Source organism: Pseudomonas sivasensis (assembly GCF_021391435.1).
In the GTDB taxonomy this organism is placed as follows: Bacteria; Pseudomonadota; Gammaproteobacteria; order Pseudomonadales; family Pseudomonadaceae; genus Aquipseudomonas; species Aquipseudomonas sivasensis.
The window spans coordinates 1,106,091-1,122,043 of record NZ_CP090029.1 but is presented as its reverse complement, the minus strand read 5'-3'; the positions used below and the strand labels follow the sequence as shown (position 1 = coordinate 1,122,043).

The 15,953-nt window shown below is 61.9% G+C and carries 11 protein-coding genes; 3 read left to right on the top strand and 8 right to left on the bottom strand.

Annotated elements, in window-relative coordinates:
• The first annotated feature begins 82 nt into the window (after positions 1-82).
• Positions 83-2,608 carry a PepSY domain-containing protein gene (locus LRO94_RS04940; RefSeq protein WP_179179523.1) on the top strand — a complete coding sequence of 842 codons (2,526 nt, stop codon included), beginning with the start codon at positions 83-85 and terminating at the stop codon, positions 2,606-2,608.
• A gap of 56 nt (positions 2,609-2,664) precedes the next feature.
• Here LRO94_RS04940 and LRO94_RS04935 read toward each other — a convergent pair whose 3' ends face one another.
• The 4 genes from LRO94_RS04935 to ptsP are packed head-to-tail and all read right to left on the bottom strand — an operon-like array spanning position 2,665 to position 9,757.
• On the bottom strand, positions 2,665-4,206 hold the full coding sequence (locus LRO94_RS04935) for an alkaline phosphatase D family protein (protein WP_179179524.1): 1,542 nt from the start codon (positions 4,204-4,206) through the stop codon (positions 2,665-2,667).
• 44 nt (positions 4,207-4,250) lie between these two features.
• A complete protein-coding gene (locus LRO94_RS04930) occupies positions 4,251-5,966 on the bottom strand; it encodes a PTS fructose-like transporter subunit IIB (protein WP_179179525.1) in 1,716 nt (571 codons plus the stop codon).
• Positions 5,967-5,977: 11 nt separating this feature from the next.
• Positions 5,978-6,898, bottom strand: coding sequence for a 1-phosphofructokinase (gene pfkB / locus LRO94_RS04925; protein WP_032886209.1), 921 nt, complete (start codon positions 6,896-6,898; stop codon positions 5,978-5,980).
• Positions 6,899-9,757 (bottom strand): phosphoenolpyruvate--protein phosphotransferase, encoded by a 2,859-nt coding sequence (ptsP, locus tag LRO94_RS04920; RefSeq protein WP_179179526.1) that lies wholly within the window; start codon positions 9,755-9,757, stop codon positions 6,899-6,901. It lies immediately after the preceding gene.
• 294 nt (positions 9,758-10,051) lie between these two features.
• Between ptsP and cra the strand changes: the two genes are divergently transcribed.
• Positions 10,052-11,047 (top strand): catabolite repressor/activator, encoded by a 996-nt coding sequence (gene cra / locus LRO94_RS04915; protein WP_095183806.1) that lies wholly within the window; start codon positions 10,052-10,054, stop codon positions 11,045-11,047.
• A gap of 2 nt (positions 11,048-11,049) precedes the next feature.
• On the top strand, positions 11,050-11,826 hold the full coding sequence (locus tag LRO94_RS04910; protein ID WP_179179527.1) for a TatD family hydrolase: 777 nt from the start codon (positions 11,050-11,052) through the stop codon (positions 11,824-11,826).
• Here the strand turns inward: LRO94_RS04910 and LRO94_RS04905 are convergent.
• The 4 genes from LRO94_RS04905 to ampD all read right to left on the bottom strand — a co-directional run bounded on the left by LRO94_RS04905 (position 11,773) and on the right by ampD (position 15,909).
• Entirely contained in the window at positions 11,773-12,204 is a 432-nt protein-coding gene (locus LRO94_RS04905) for a hypothetical protein (protein WP_032886205.1), read from the bottom strand. The genes LRO94_RS04910 and LRO94_RS04905 overlap by 54 nt on opposite strands.
• A 126-nt stretch (positions 12,205-12,330) precedes the next feature.
• The gene (locus tag LRO94_RS04900) at positions 12,331-14,361 is read right to left on the bottom strand and encodes a methyl-accepting chemotaxis protein (protein WP_122752399.1); all 2,031 of its coding nucleotides are present in this window, start codon (positions 14,359-14,361) and stop codon (positions 12,331-12,333) included.
• 151 nt (positions 14,362-14,512) lie between these two features.
• Positions 14,513-15,349, bottom strand: a complete 837-nt coding sequence (gene ampE, locus LRO94_RS04895) for a regulatory signaling modulator protein AmpE (protein WP_179179528.1) — start codon at positions 15,347-15,349, stop codon at positions 14,513-14,515.
• The gene (gene ampD / locus LRO94_RS04890; RefSeq protein ID WP_099601103.1) at positions 15,346-15,909 is read right to left on the bottom strand and encodes a 1,6-anhydro-N-acetylmuramyl-L-alanine amidase AmpD; all 564 of its coding nucleotides are present in this window, start codon (positions 15,907-15,909) and stop codon (positions 15,346-15,348) included. The genes ampE and ampD overlap by 4 nt, the downstream gene beginning before the upstream one ends.
• Positions 15,910-15,953: the final 44 nt, after the last annotated feature.

Sequence of the window (15,953 nt, the reverse complement as noted above, 5' to 3'; positions counted from 1 at the left end):
GTGTTAAACAGAATGTTTCTCGACAGGCCACGGCATAATGCGCGCCGTGCCCTACATACCCAGACAGACGAGGCGGTCAGACGTGTTGAAGAAAACCCTGTTCCAGTTGCACTGGTTTTTCGGCATTACTGCCGGGCTGGTGCTGGCCTTGATGGGGATCACCGGGGCTGCGGTCTCGTTCCAGGATGAACTACTGCGGGCTCTCAACCCCCACGTACTGAGCGTAGAAAAACGCGAAGCCGGCGTGCTTCCGCCTGCCGAACTGGTGCGCAAACTGGAAGCCACCGAAGGCAAGACCGTGTCCATGCTGTTCGTGGAAAGCGAAAGTGGCAACGCCGCGCGCGTGTTCTTTACCCCACCGCCGGGTGAGCGACGTGGCCAACTGCGCTACTTCGATCCCTACACCGGCGACTACATGGGCGATGCGGTTGGCCAGGACTTCTTCGGTTTTATCCTGCAACTGCACCGCTTCCTCGCGATGGGTGAAACCGGGCGAAATATCACGGGCGCCTGCACGCTGATCCTGGTGTTTTTCTGCCTGTCCGGCCTGTACCTGCGCTGGCCGCGCCAGGTGGCAAACTGGCGCGTGTGGCTGACCTTGGACTGGCGCAAAAAAGGCCGCAGTTTCAACTGGGACCTGCACTCGGTATTCGGCACCTGGTGCCTGCTGGCTTACTTGCTCGCGGCGCTCACCGGGTTGTCCTGGTCCTACGACTGGTACAGCCAGGGCCTGAACAAACTGCTGTCCGATGCGCCGCAAACCGAGCGGATGCGCAAGCGCAGCCCGCCGCCGGAAGGCCCGGCACCGGTCGCCAACTATGACGCGATGTGGAGCAGCATCTACAGCCAGGCCGGCCCGGGTTTGAATGCCTATAACATCCGCATGCCCGCCGTTGCAGGGCAACCGGCGACCGTCTACTACCTGCTGAAAGACTCGCCCCATGACCGTGCCCTCAACCAGATCAACCTGGACCCGGCCACCGGCGAGGTAAAATCCCATGACCAGTACGCCAGCAAAAGCTTCAAGGCGCAGTTGCTGACCAGCATCTATGCGCTGCACACCGGCAGTTACTTCGGCCTGGCCGGGCGAATCATCCTTACCGTCAGCTCATTGCTGATGCCGCTGTTCTTCATCACTGGCTGGTTGCTGTACCTGGACCGTCGCCGCAAAAAACGCCAGGTGCGCGACACCCGCAACGGCCTCAGCGCCAACCACAGCGACGCTCCGGCCTGGCTGATCGGTTTTGCCAGCCAGAGCGGGTTTGCCGAGCAACTGGCCTGGCAGACCGCCGGACAATTGCAGGCAGCTGGCCTGCCAGTGAAAGTGCAGTCCTTGGGCAGTGTGAGCCAGGACGACCTGCGCCAATCAGAAAATGCGCTGTTCGTGGTCAGCACCTTCGGCGACGGCGAAGCCCCGGACAACGCCCGTGGTTTTGAACGCGCAGTGCTCGGCCAGGACCTGTCCCTCAAGGGCCTGAATTACTCGGTGCTGGCGCTGGGTGATCGTCAGTACGAACACTTCTGCGGCTTTGCCCGGCGCCTGCATTTCTGGCTGACCAACCAGGGCGGCAACCCGCTGTTTGCCCCGGTGGAAGTGGACAGCGGCGACACGGCCGCGCTGCTGCATTGGCAACAAGAGCTCGGACAGTTAACCGGTCAGGCACCGGCCGCTGCATGGCCGACGGCCCAGTACGAACACTGGACACTCACCCAACGCAGCCTGCTCAACCGCAACAGCACGGGCTCGGACGTTTACCTGCTCGGCCTCACCCCGCCTTCGCCACAAAGCTGGCAAGCCGGCGATTTGGTAGAAGTGCTGCCCCGCAACTGCCCATGGGCCATTGAGCACTTCCTGAGTGGGCTTGGCCTGACCGGCACCGATGGCGTGTTGATCGACGGTTTGGCCACTCCACTCGCTCAAGCCCTGGCCACGCGCCAACTGCCGGGAAACCGTGCGCATCTGGTGGGCATGCATGCCCAGGCGCTGGTGAACGCATTGGCGCCCTTGGGCATGCGCGAATACTCCATCGCCTCGATTGCCAGCGACGGCGTGCTGGAGTTGATCGTGCGCCAGGAACGCCACCCCGACGGCAGCCTGGGCCTGGGTTCCGGCTGGCTCACCGAACACGCAGCCCTCGGCACGGGCATCAGCCTGCGCCTGCGGCGTAACAGTGGCTTCCACCTGCCGGACGTCCCAGTGCCGCTGATCCTGCTGGGCAATGGCACCGGTCTGGCGGGCTTGCGCAGCTTGCTCAAGGCGCGGATTGCCGATGGCCAGCAGCGCAACTGGCTGCTGTTCGGCGAACGCAATATCGCCCACGACTACCTGTGCCAGGACGAACTGCAAGGCTGGCTGGCCAGCGGTGATTTGGCGTTGCTGGACCTGGCATTCTCCCGCGATCAGGAAGAGAAGATTTACGTGCAGGACCGCCTGCGCGAATCGGCCGATGTGCTGCGCAAATGGCTGGCCGATGGTGCAGCGATTTACGTGTGCGGAAGTTTGCAGGGGATGGCGGCCGGGGTGGATCAGGCGCTGGTCGACATACTGGGAAGTGAAGCGGTGGAGCGCCTGATCGAACAAGGCCGCTACCGCCGGGATGTCTACTGATGTGATCCAATGTGGGAGGGGGCAAGCCTCCTCCCACATTTAGAGTGCATTTCAAGTCAGACCGGTTGCAGTTTTTGCTGGAATACCGAGACCCCATCCAGGTCGCGCAAAGTCACTGTCAACTCCGCTGTCTGCCCATCAATCTGCACTTCGCCAAAAAACTGAAACCCGGCAAACGGCGAGGTGTTCTGCGCGGGTGGGGCCTTCTCGAACACCACCTCAGGGCCAAAGGTTTTATCCAAGGGGTTCGGGCCGAAGCTGCCCGCATTCAAAGGCCCGGCAACAAACTCCCAGAACGGCTCAAAATCCTGAAACGCCGCCCGATCCGGGTGATAGTGATGCGCCGCGCAGTAGTGCACATCCGCCGTCAGCCACACGTGATTACGTACTTTCTGCGCACGCAGAAATGCCAACAGTTCGGCGATTTCCAGCTCGCGCCCTTGCGCCGGGCCGGGGTCACCATTGGCAATCGCCTCCCAGCGCGGCACGCCGGGGCTGACTTCACCGTCGGGCACACCCAGGCCAATGGGCATGTCGGCGGCGATCACTTTCCATTGCGCCATTGAAGCCTTGAGTTCGCGCTTGAGCCAGTCCAGCTGTTCGCGGCCAAGGAAGGTTTTTTCACCGCCCAGATTGTCATCGTTGCCGCCGCGATAGCTGCGCATATCCAGCACAAACACATCCAGCAGCGGCCCGTAGCTTAGCTTGCGATAAATCCGCCCGCCGCCATCGGCGCCCTGCAAACGCATCGGCGCATATTCCAACCAGGCCTGGCGCGCACGACCGACCAGGGTGTTGATGTCCTTGGTCTGGTAACGCTCGTCGAGTTGCTTGCTGGGCGACCAGTTGTTCACAACCTCGTGGTCGTCCCACTGCCAGATCTGCGGCACTTCAGCATTGAAGCGGCGTACGTTTTCATCCAGCAGGTTGTAGCGGTAGTTGCCGCGGTATTCGTCGAGGGTTTCAGCAACTTTGCTCTTGGCCTCGGTGGTGATATTGCGCCAGATGCGTCCGCCTTCGGTGGGCAGTTGCGCCGGCACCGGGCCGTCGGCGTAGATGGTGTCGCCGCTGTGGATAAAGAAGTCCGGCAGGCGCAGGCGCATGGCTTCGTAGATGCGCATGCCGCCGATGTCCGGGTTGATGCCGAAGCCTTGGCCGACGGTGTCGCCACTCCACACAAACCGGATGTCGCGACGCTGTTGCGGCACGCTGCGCAGGTGGCCGAACCACGGCTCGCTGGCGATACCGGTTTGGGCATCTTCGAAGTGCACACGGTAGAAAATCGCCTGGTCGGCGGGCAGCCCGGTGAGTTCGACGCGGGCGGTGAAGTCGCTGCGGTTGTCGGCCAAAGGCGAGATGAATCGGCGTGGGTTGCTGAACACGCTGCGGGTGTCCCACTCCACCACCATCCTCGCCGGGCGGTCGCTGCGGCTCCAGATCAGGGCGCGGTCGCCCAGTAGGTCGCCGGACTGTACGCCGTCGGTGAGTTGCGGCCGGTCCTTCACCGAAGCAATCACCGCCGGCGCCAGACCCGGCAGCAAAAGGCCGGCGCCGACGACTTGCATCACACGGCGCCGGCCCAGATCGAAATGGCTCATGCAGGTGCCCTCTTGAGTATCAAAAGGGCCACTTAAGCACGCGCTTATGACACCGGTGCGACAGCCAGTTCCACCGTTTCAGGACGTTTGATCACGGCATAGACCAAACCGGTCAACAGGCTACCCGCGACAATCGCCAACAGGTAAAAGAGCGCGTGGTTGATCGCACCCGGGATCACCAGCACAAACAGCCCACCATGGGGCGCGGCGAGTTTGCAGCCGAAATACATCGACAAAGCGCCAGTCAACGCGCCACCGGCGATGCTGGACGGGATCACCCGCAGCGGGTCTTTAGCCGCAAACGGGATCGCGCCTTCAGAGATAAAGCACAGGCCAAGGATCATCGCGGCCTTGCCGGCTTCGCGCTCGGTCTGGGCAAATTTACGACGCGCCAGGAACGTTGCGATGCCCATGCCAATCGGCGGCACCATGCCGGCGGCCATGGTCGCGGCCATCGGCGCCCCACTGGACGCTGCCAGCAAACCCACCGAAAACGCATAGGCTGCCTTGTTGATCGGCCCGCCCAGATCCACGCACATCATGCCGCCCAGCAGGATGCCCAACAGCACCGCATTGGTGGTGCCCATGGTGCTGAGGAAATCCGTGAGACTGGTCAGCATGCGCGCTACAGGCGGGCCCACCAGATAGATCATCGCCAGGCCGGTAATCAGGCTCGCCAGCAACGGGATGATCAGGATCGGCTTGAGCGCCTCCATGCTTTGCGGTAATTGCACAGCACGGGTGATCAACTTGACGCAGTAACCCGCCAGGAAACCGGCAAGGATGCCGCCGATAAACCCCGCCCCCAACGTGCCGGCCAACAGGCCGCCGATCATACCCGGTGCGATACCCGGACGGTCGGCAATCGAGTACGCGATATAACCCGCCAACAGCGGCACCATCAGCGTAAAGGCGCTGTTGCCGACGGTTTTCAACGCGGCCGCCAAAGTACCTTCCTGCTCGAACGCGTGAATGCCAAAGGCAAACGACAAAGCGATCAACAAGCCGCCCGCCACCACCATCGGCAACATGAACGACACCCCGGTGAGCAGGTGTTTGTACACGCCGGTTTTTTCTTTCTTGGCCACGGCAGCGTTGCCCGCGTTTTCCACCGCGCCTTCGGCCAAGGCCTTGTTGAGGGTCGCTTCGGATTGCTTGAGCGCAATACCGGTGCCGCAGCGGTAGATCTTCTTGCCGGCGAAGCGCTCGGTGGCGACTTCAATATCCGCCGCGAGCAACACCACGTCCGCGTTGGCGATAGCCTCCGGGCTCAGCGGCGTGCGTGCGCCGACCGAGCCTTGGGTCTCGACCTGCAAGTCATAGCCCAGGCGCTTGGCCGTCTGCTGCAAGGCTTCGGCGGCCATGAAGGTATGGGCCACGCCAGTGGGGCAAGCGGTAACCGCGACGATACGCGGTACCTGCTTCGACGCCGCTGGCGCTTGGCTGGCGACATGCACCAGTGCTTCTTCAGCGCCCCGGCGCAATACCGCTTCAACATCCGCCAGCGCTTGGGCCGGCGTGCTCTGAAACACGCGCTTGCCAACAAAGCGCTGCATATCCACCGGGGTGCTGCTGACCAGCAACACCCACTCGGCAGCGTCGATGGTCGCCTGGGACAGCGCGCGTTCCGGGTGCTGCACATCCACCACTTCAACGCTGGTGCTCCAACCCTGGCGTTGCGCGGCAGCGTCCAACAAGCGGGCACACAGCACACTGGTGACCATGCCGTTCGGGCAGGCAGTAACAATGGCTAACTTCATCACAAACCCTCTTATTGTTCTGTCAGCGGGCGTACGAGGACGCCGCTTTCGAGGTGCGCCAACTGCGCGTCATCGCTGATGCCAAAACCGATCTGCGTCACCGCCATCGCAGCAATCGCAGTGGCGCGGCGCAGGGTGTGCTCGGGGGCTTCGCCGCTGAGCAGACCGTGGAGCATGCCGGCCAGCAGCGAGTCGCCGGCGCCTACGGTGCTGGCCACCGCGACCTTGGGCGGCGTCGCATGCAGTGTGGCGCCCGAGCTGTACCAGCTCACGCCTGCGGCACCGTCGGAGACCACCACATGCTCCACACCTTGTTGATGCAGTTGGCTGATGGCATCCGCAGCGTTATCCAGAGCGTCGGCGAGTTCCTCAGTATTGGGTTTGACCAACCACGGGCCCGCCTGCAAACCGGCGCGCAACGCTTCGCCGCTGGTGTCCAGCGCGACTTTCAAACCGAGGTGTTTCAACTGCACCAACACCCCATGCAACCACTGCGGGGTGACGCCGCGAGGCAAGCTGCCGGCGACCACCACCGCGTCATGCCCGGGGGCAATTCGCGTGAGTTGATCGAGCAACGCCTGTTGCGCCTGCTCACTGACCAGCGGACCTGGCGCGTTGATGTCGGTGACCCGGCCGTCCTGCTCGGCAATCTTGATATTGCTGCGGGTTTCGCCGGGGACGCGGATAAACGCGTCGGCAAAACCACGGCGTGCGATCAGGGCCTCAAAAGCTTGAGGATTGTCCTCCCCCAGAAAGCCGCCCACGGTCACCTGATGCCCAAGATCTGCCAACACTTGCGCCACATTCACACCCTTGCCGGCGGCATGGGTGAGCACGGTGTCGCTGCGGTTGACTTCACCGGGTTCCAGGCGCGGCAGGCGCACCGTAAGGTCCAACGCCGGGTTCAGCGTCAGGCTTAGAATCCTTGCCATTTACACGGCCTCCACAAGGGCACGCACTTCAGCAGGAGAACCCACCGCCAGTGCTTTTTGCGCCAGGCCCTGGGCCTCGCTCAGACTGAATTCACGCACCCGCGCCTTGACTTCAGGAATGCTGCGGGCGGACACACTCAACTCATCCACACCCAAGCCGACCAGCACCGGCACCGCCAGCGGGTCTGCCGCCAGCTCGCCGCATACGCCGACCCATTTGCCATGGGCATGGGCCGCACGCACGGTGATATCGATCAGTTGCAGTACCGCGGGGTGCAGGCCATCGGCCTGGGCCGACAAGGTCGGGTGGCCACGGTCGATGGCCAGGGTGTACTGGGTCAAGTCGTTGGTGCCAACGCTGAAGAAGTCGACCTCTTTGGCCAGCACCGGCGCCAACAACGCAGCGGATGGCACTTCGATCATGATGCCCAGTTGCAGGTCGGCCACCGGGATTTCCAGACGCAGGCGCTCGGTCATGTCCCGGGCTGCGCGCCATTCATCCACGCTGCCGACCATGGGAAACATGATGCGAAGGGGACGGTTATCCGCCGAGCGCAACAGCGCGCGCAATTGCGCCTCCATGATCTGCGGGCGTTGCAGCGTTAGGCGAATGCCACGCACACCGAGGAAGGGGTTTTCTTCCTCGGCAATCGGCCAGTAAGGCAACGGTTTATCGCCGCCCACATCAAGGGTGCGCACCACCAGCGGGCGCCCGTCGAGGCCGTCGAGAACGCGGCGGTATTCGGCTTCCTGGGTGGCTTCGTCCGGGGCTTGCGGGTGGGCCATGAAGATCAGTTCGGTGCGCAACAGGCCAATGCCTTCGGCGCCCTGCTCGACCGCTTTGGCAACACCTGCGCTCTCGCCAATATTGGCAAACACTTCCACGGCGTGGCCGTCACGGGTGACAGCTGGCTCGTGACGCTGGGCCGAGGCGGCTTGCAAGCGTTGTTCGCGGGTGTCGCGCTCGACGGTAGCGCGTTGCAGGGTGGCGGCGTCGGCGTCCACGTGCAGGCGACCGCGCTGGCCATCCAGCAACAGCGGCGTGCCGGAGGCCAGCAGCAACACGGCCGGACCGGCGCCGACCAGCGCGGGGATACCAAGGGCACGGGCGACGATAGCGCTGTGGGCCGTAGCGCCACCACGGGCAGTGAGGATGCCGGCAACGCGAGCCGGGTCCAGACGGGCAACGTCTGAAGGGCCGACTTCGTCCATCACCAGGATGTAGGGCTCGGTAGGCTCTTGGGCGGTTTCGACACCGCACAGTTGGGCCAGCACCCGCCGACCAATGTCACGCAGATCGGCGGCGCGTTCAGCGAGAAGAGCATCCTGCAACGACTCCTGCTGCTTGGCGGCGGCTTCGATCACGCTCATCCAGGCGGCTTCGGCGCTTTCGCCTTGCTTGAGACGGGTGTCGACTTCATCGGTGAGTTCCGGGTCGTCGAGCATTTCCTGGTGGGTGATAAAAATCTCGCGAATCGCCTTGGATTGGCTGCGCTCGATCAGGCCATGGATATCGCGGCGTACCTCAGCGAGTGCATCTTGCAGGCGCTGGCGCTCAATGGCCGAGGACTCACCGCGCAGCGGGTAATCGAACACTTGCTGGATCTGCACATGCGCAGGGCCGATGGCAATGCCGGGCGCAGCGGCGATGGCCTGGACCTGGCTGCCGGCCAGCGGTGCGCTGAGCGTGGGTTCGGCCTCAACGATGGCAGGCTGGGCGCTCGCGGTCGGCAATGGCTCGACCTCTTCACCCAGGCCCTCTTCTACTGCCGCCAATAGCGCGGGCAGCGCATCACCAGCAATGGTCGGCTCGGCGACAAACTCCAGCACCTGGCCGCGACGGGCGCCCAGGCTGAGCAACTTGCTCAGGCTCTTCACCGACACGGCGCCCACGGGGCCATCGACGATGCGCACACGGATGTCGCCTTCAAAACTTTTTGCCAATTGCGCGAGGATCTTCGCCGGCCGCGCGTGCAGGCCATGGGCGTTGGCCAGGGTGATGCAGGCGCTCGGCCAGTCCGGCGGCAGTTCACCACCCAGCACTTCGAGTACCGCACGGCTGCTGGTGGCGCGACCCAATTCCTGGCCTCGGCCTTCGATCAACAGCGCGCACAGGCGTTCAAGCAACGCCTGATGGGCTTCGCCCAGGCTGGCCAGGCAGAACAGGCCATTGAGCGGCTGACCGAGATAGCGCATGGGTTTGTCGGGCGTGACGAACGCCAGACCAGGGCGCTTGACCGTCTGCTCGCTGTGCAACCACCACAAGCCATCGCCCAGGGGCAACGCATCGACCTGCTGCAACACAGCGGCGAAACCATTGCTCACACAATCGGCCTGGCGCAACAGGCGTGCGCCTCTCCAGACAAGCTCTTCGAAGTCATCGGCGGACACGCCCAGGCTGATCATCTGCGCGTCCAGCGCCAGCTCCTGCGGGGCGCCTTGCAGCAGTTTCAGCAACGCTTCAGCGCTGCCAGCACGGCGCAAGGCCTGGCCCAGATCGGTTTCACCGAGGGCGCGGGTGAGCAGTTGCAGCAGGCGTAGGTGTTCATCGGACTTGGCGGCAATGCCGATGGCCAGGTAGACAATCTGACCGTCGCCCCAGTCCACCCCTTCGGGGAACTGCAACAGGCGCACGCCGGTGGAAAACACTTGGTCGCGGGTTTCGGGAGTGCCGTGGGGGATGGCAATACCCTGGCCGAGAAAGGTCGAGCCTTGGGCTTCACGGGCTTGCAAGCCGCTGAGGTATCCCTCGGCGACCAGGCCATCAGCCACCAGTTTGTCAGCGAGCAGGTGCAAGGCAGCAGATTTATCCGCAGCCACTTGGCCCATGGATATCTGCTCTACAGTGAGCTCAAGCATGCCGTTCTCCTAGTTAGTGCAATGGGTGCACTAGGTATTGTTTTGAATAAAACAGTGTAGAGGCGTTCGGTAATAACTGACTGAGTAGTCAATTGGCAGTAGGCACTCAGTAGCGAACGTCGTAAAAATACGCTGGCTGAAACGTTTAATCTAGAATTTAAGGCAGATTACGCGTTAATTGTGCATCCTTGAAGGACCACTCGGCACTTGAGCTGGAACATGGGTCGTAGGCTGGAATCGGTTACGATTGGAAAAAATGTCGGGGCAAGCTCCAAAAAACAAGGAAATCCCGGTTTGAAACTCAGTGATATCGCGCGTCTAGCCGGTGTGTCCGTGACCACCGCCAGCTACGTCATCAATGGCAAGGCCGAACAGCAACGCATCAGCAACGCCACCGTTGAGCGAGTGCGTGCCGTGGTCGAAGCCCATGGCTTTACGCCCAACCCCCAAGCCGCCGGGCTGCGCAGTCGGCACACGCGCACCTTGGGCTTTATTCTGCCCGACTTGGAAAACCCCAGTTACGCACGAATCGCCAAGCTATTGGAACAAGGCGCCCGCGCGCGCGGCTATCAGTTGCTGATCGCCAGTTCCGACGATGAGGCGGACAGCGAGCGCCAACTGCTGCAACTGTTCCGCGCGCGGCGTTGCGATGCGTTGTTCGTGGCCAGTTGCCTGCCCGCCAGCGATAACAGCTACCGCGAGCTGCAAGCCAAAGGTTTACCGGTGATCGCTATCGACCGGGTGATGGAACCAGACCAGTTCTGCTCAGTGGTCAGCGACGACCGCCAGGCGTGCCAGCAACTGACCAGCAGCCTGCTGCAACCACTGCCCAAACAGATCGTGCTGATCGGCGCACGGCCTGAGCTGAACATCAGCCAGGAGCGTGCCGATGGTTTTCGTGAAGCGCTGCAAGGCTTCACAGGCGAGGTGATCGTCGAACACGGCGAATCCTTCAGCCGTGATTGCGGCAGACAGTTGATGGAGCAACTGCTGCAACGACTGGGGCATTTGCCTGACGCACTGGTGACCACGTCCTACGTGCTCTTGCAGGGTGTGTTTGACGCGCTGCATGACTTCCCACTCAAGTCGCGCCCGCTGCGCTTGGGCACCTTTGGTGACACTCAACTGCTGGATTTTCTGCCGCTGCCGGTCAACGCCATGGCCCAGCAACATCAACTGATTGCCGACGCAGCCTTGCGCCTGGCCTTGGCCGCGATTGAAGAAGAACAGTACCAACCGGGCGTGCATGCGATCGGCCGGACCTTCAAACAGCGGATCCACGAGGCCTGAGCGTGGAGCTGATCGACACCCATACCCACTTGGACTTCCCGGACTTCGACAACGATCGCCCGCAAGTCCTCGCCCGCAGCCGTACACTCGGTGTGCAACGCATGGTGGTGTTGGGGGTGTATCAGCAAAATTGGCAGCGACTGTGGGATCTGGTGCAGGCGGATGAGGGATTGTTCGCGGCTTTCGGCTTGCACCCGGTGTATCTGGACGACCACCGTCCCGCCGACCTCACGGCATTGGGCGAATGGCTGAGCCGCCTGCACGGCCACCGGCAACTGTGTGCGGTGGGCGAAATTGGCCTGGATTACTTCCTTGAACACCTGGACCGCGAACGCCAGCAGAGCCTGTTCGAAGCCCAGCTCAAACTGGCCGTGGACTTCCAACTGCCGGCGCTGCTGCACGTACGCCGCAGCCACGCAGCCGTGATCGCCACCCTCAAGCGCATCCGCCTGCCACGAGGTGGCATCATCCACGCGTTCGCCGGAAGCCGGGAGGAAGCCCACGAGTACATCAAGCTGGGCTTCAAGCTCGGCCTCGGCGGTGCCGGCACGTGGCCCCAGGCTTTGCGCATGCACAAGGTGCTGGCGCAATTGCCGCTGGACGCGGTGGTACTGGAAACCGACGCCCCCGACATGGCACCGGCCATGTACGCTGGCCAGCGCAATAGCCCTGAGCATTTGCCCGAAATCTGCACCGCCCTGGCCGAACGCATGGGCACCAGCCCGCTATTGCTGGCCGAGGCGAGCACACGCAATGCGTGGGAGCTGTTCAAGTGGTAAGGCCGGGATCACTGCTTGCAGGTTAAGGGTCATTCGCTGCCGATGGCGGGCGTAGCGCAGCACCAGGAAATGCACCAACAGCACCAACAGTGACACGTTGAGCTGGCCGATCACGCTGATCAGCCCCACCCATTCAGTCACCAGTGCCACGATCAGCACCACGCTGGTCAATATCGCCATGCTCGGGCGTACCAGCGCCCAGTGGTCCAGCGCTTTGAAGTGGCGCAATTGCCGTGGGCAGTTCAGTTCCAACACATGCTGACAGTAGGGGCAGTCGAAGGGTTCTTCGATGGCGATGGCATTCAGTTGCCAGGGCTTGAGTTCAAACGTGATGTCGCAATGGGCGCAGTGCCCCTTGATGCCAGCGGCGGTGGTCATCGTCGTGCCTCCCCTTAAGCGGGATTGAGTGAAATAAATTCTCACTCATTCCCGCGAACAAAAAAGGCACCCAGGGAAATCCAGACGAGAACTACATCACCAGAAGACCAATCCTACTCCGCCCCCTTACACGCGAAAGGCCCCGATCAATTGCTTCAACTCGATCACCTGCAATGAGAGCTGCCGGCTTGCCGCCTCGGTCTGATGTGCGCCTTGGGCCGCATGTTCGCCGGCCCGATTGATTTCGACGATGTTCTGGTCGATATCGTGGGCGACGGCAGTCTGTTGTTCCACGGCGGCAGCGATTTGCTGGTTCTGGTCGACGATCATGCCGACGGCGCCGAGGATGTTTTCCAGCGCCTGCTGGACCTTTTCCGATTGGCCGACGGTACCGCTGGCCATTTCATGGCTGGTGCCCATGGCCTTCACTGCCGCGCCGACACCGCTGTGCAGGCGGCTGATCATCTGTTCGATTTCTTCGGTGGAATGCTGAGTGCGCCGAGCCAGCGTGCGCACTTCATCGGCCACCACCGCAAAACCGCGTCCCTGCTCACCAGCCCGCGCGGCCTCAATCGCCGCGTTGAGCGCCAGCAGGTTAGTTTGCTCGGCGATGCTTTTTATGACTTCCAACACGCTGCTGATCGACTGGCTGTCAGTGGCCAGTTGGTTGATCACCCCCACTGACAAATCTATCTCCGAGGCCAGCCGCGCAATGCTGCTCTGCTGGGATTGCACCAGTCCACGGCCACTTACGGTTTCATCGTTGACGCTGTGAGCACTGCTGACCGCCGCGGCCGCACTGCGCGCCACTTCCTGGGCGGTGGCCGACATCTGGTTCATGGCCGTCGCCACTTGTTCGATTTGCGTGCGCTGGCCAGAGACCGCTTGATTGCTGCGGGCCGAAACTGTTTCCACTTGTCCGGCCTGCAGTTCGACCTGGCTGACGGTGTGACCGACGCGTTCGATCAAGTCATGGATTTTCGCCACGGTGCCGTTGAACACCTGGCCGAGATCGCCCAACTCGTCGCGGCTTTGGGCGACAAACGTGACGGTCATGTCGCCGGCCGCCACCTTGTCCATCATCGCCCCCAGGCGTCGCAGGGTGGTGCGCGTCGAGGCGTAGAAGCCTGCGTACAGATAGAAGATCAGCAGAAATACCGCTGTCAGTGCCGAGACCAGTACCACCATGTGTGTACGGTTCTGCGCCAGGCGCTGATCCAGTTGCTGCCCGAGAAAACTCAGGGTGGCGTCATCGAGCTGATAGGTCTTGGCCATCAATTGGCTGACGCTGTCGTAGAAAGCCTGCCAGGGAGCTTCGAGGGTTTCAGCCATGACCACCTGCTCTTCAAACAACTCGCTGCCTTGCTTGAGGCTGGCGTTGCTGGCCTTCGCCAAGCCATCAAGCGCAGCGTGAGCAGCTTTGCTGGAGCCCAGGGCGTCCTGCAATTTTAAGCCGTATTCGGCCTGGAGTTTTTCCAGCTGTTGCAGCAGTTCGTCAAAACGGGTGCTTGAGGAGGAATTGAGGAAGCCCTGTCCCAGGGAGTAAGCGCCCATCGCCCGCCCCTCTCCCAGGGTTTGAGTGACTTGGGGGGTGACACTGGTGATCAGTTCGCTGAGTTGGCGTAAATCGCTCTGCGGGTCACGGCTCAAGCCGGATTGGCTGGCAATGATCTGGCTGAGCATCTGCGCTTTATTCAGCAACTTGCCGATCAGCGCACTTTTGCTCAGCAACGAAGTTTCCTGTTGCTGGGCCTTGAAGGCGGCGATCAGTTCGTCGCGCTTGCCTTCAAACACGGTGATTTGCTCGGGCTCGGTGGCCATCGGGTTGAGGCCTTGCAAACGGGTGAGCACGCTCTGCTCCAAGGCGCCGATCTTGGCCTCAAGGTCACCGGCTTTGCCGGACTGGCCGAGGGTTGCGTTGATCTGCACCTGGTTATTCAGGGTCTCCAGATCTCGGCGCAGGGCCAGGCTGCTGCCGAGCAGATCAAGGCTTTGCAGTTCGACACGGGTGCCCTGGAATTCGCGCCAGGAATCACGCACCAGGTAATAGTTGGTCGCGAGCATCGGCAGCAGGAACAGCACGCTGATCAGGCTGAACTTCATGCCGAAGCTCAGGCGATTCATCAGCGCGATGGCGGGATAGAGCAAGCTCTTCACAGGTGAACTCCCTTTTCTTTTATTTTTATTGAGGCGCAGGGCGGCGGCAGAAAGCCACTATTTGGCGCTCTGTCTATATAGCTCAATTTGAAAGGGAGTTTTGTAACTTAAGGTTAACGACAGGAGCGAAGGACTCGCTCCTGTCGGAGGGTCAAGGCAGCACAGTCCAAATGGCGAAACCGGCATACCACAGCACTGCCGCGCGCAGCAGCAGCTCCCAAAGCCGATCCAGGCTATTGATGCCGTCTGCACCTACCACCGGCGGCGGGATTTCAGCAGCGACCAGGCCGACTTTTCCCACCAGTTGCGCGGCGCTGATGTCCCAGTTCAACAGCTCGTGAAGCATGACACGACTGACTGCGACGAAATTGCCCACCAAGGCAAAGCTGGCCGCCAGCAGGCGCACCGGCAACCAGTCAAACGCATGACGCAATTGCCCGGCGCGTTCAGCCACCAGTGGGTTCTGGCTGTGTTCACTGGCCAGGGCCAAAAGCCGATAGGCCAGCGCGGCGACCGGCCCCAACAGGAAGTACCAGAAAATCACTGCGAAAAAGCTCTGGTAAGCCTGCCACAACAAATGGCCCTGAACGCGTTCCAGCAGTTGCTCACCGCTGTCGGCACCCAGCTTCAGGTCGCGCTCGGCCACGTGCTCGGAAGCTTGCAAATCACCCCGGCGCCAGGCGTCGCGAAACGGCCCAAGCCCGGCCAACAGATCACCACGGCCCAAGCTGTAGATCACCACCAGCAGGTGCACCGGCAGCGCCAACAAGCCATAGGCCACCGGTTCCAGCACCAGCAGCAACAACGCCAGCAACGCCACCGGCAGCAACACCAACAGGACCAGAATCAACCAAGGTTGCTTGCCCAGGCGCGGGCTCGACTCTAACTTGGCCAATTCACGCAACCAGCCGCCGTCACGCTGCAATCGCTGGCGCATGGCCGAGAACTTCTCGATCCACACCGCCAGCACCAATACCAGAAAACTCATCGTGCGTGTCCTCCATCCTGCAGAGCGCTGCGAAAGCGCGTCCAATCAAAAGCGGGGCCGGGATCGGTCTTGCGCCCCGGGGCGATATCGCTGTGACCGCATATGCGCTGCGGCGTAATACCGGGATAGGCTGCCAGCAACTGAAGGGTAAGGTCGATCAGCGACCTATATTGAGCGTCGGTGAAGGGCAGGTCATCCGTGCCTTCCAGCTCTATACCCAAGGAAAAGTCATTACAGGTTTCACGCCCTTCGTAGCATGAAACCCCGGCATGCCAGGCGCGGTCGATGCAGGACACAAACTGCGTCACCGCGCCGTCGCGCTCAATCAGAAAATGCGCAGACACCCGTAGCTCTGCAATCCCTTCAAAGTAGGGATGTTCCGTGACATCCAGGCGATTCTGGAAAAACTCCTGCACCTTGCCAGTGGCGAACTGCGCCGGTGGCAGGCTGATGTTATGCACCACCAACAGTGAGATTTCGCCTGTGGGGCGCTCGTTGAAGTTGGGCGAAGGGCAATGGCGAATGCCCTGGCACCAACCGCTGGCGGGGTCCAACTGCATACAGGATCCTTGAACGTGACTAAGTGTGACCAGTATGCCGCGTT

Coding starts and splice junctions, on each gene's coding strand:
- pfkB (WP_032886209.1), bottom strand. CDS start 6,898: ATGGCAAGGATTCTAAGCCTGACGCTGAACCCGGCGTTGGACCTTACG.
- LRO94_RS04935 (WP_179179524.1), bottom strand. CDS start 4,206: ATGAGCCATTTCGATCTGGGCCGGCGCCGTGTGATGCAAGTCGTCGGC.
- ptsP (WP_179179526.1), bottom strand. CDS start 9,757: ATGCTTGAGCTCACTGTAGAGCAGATATCCATGGGCCAAGTGGCTGCG.
- ampD (WP_099601103.1), bottom strand. CDS start 15,909: ATGCAGTTGGACCCCGCCAGCGGTTGGTGCCAGGGCATTCGCCATTGC.
- ampE (WP_179179528.1), bottom strand. CDS start 15,349: ATGAGTTTTCTGGTATTGGTGCTGGCGGTGTGGATCGAGAAGTTCTCG.
- LRO94_RS04905 (WP_032886205.1), bottom strand. CDS start 12,204: ATGACCACCGCCGCTGGCATCAAGGGGCACTGCGCCCATTGCGACATC.
- LRO94_RS04930 (WP_179179525.1), bottom strand. CDS start 5,966: ATGAAGTTAGCCATTGTTACTGCCTGCCCGAACGGCATGGTCACCAGT.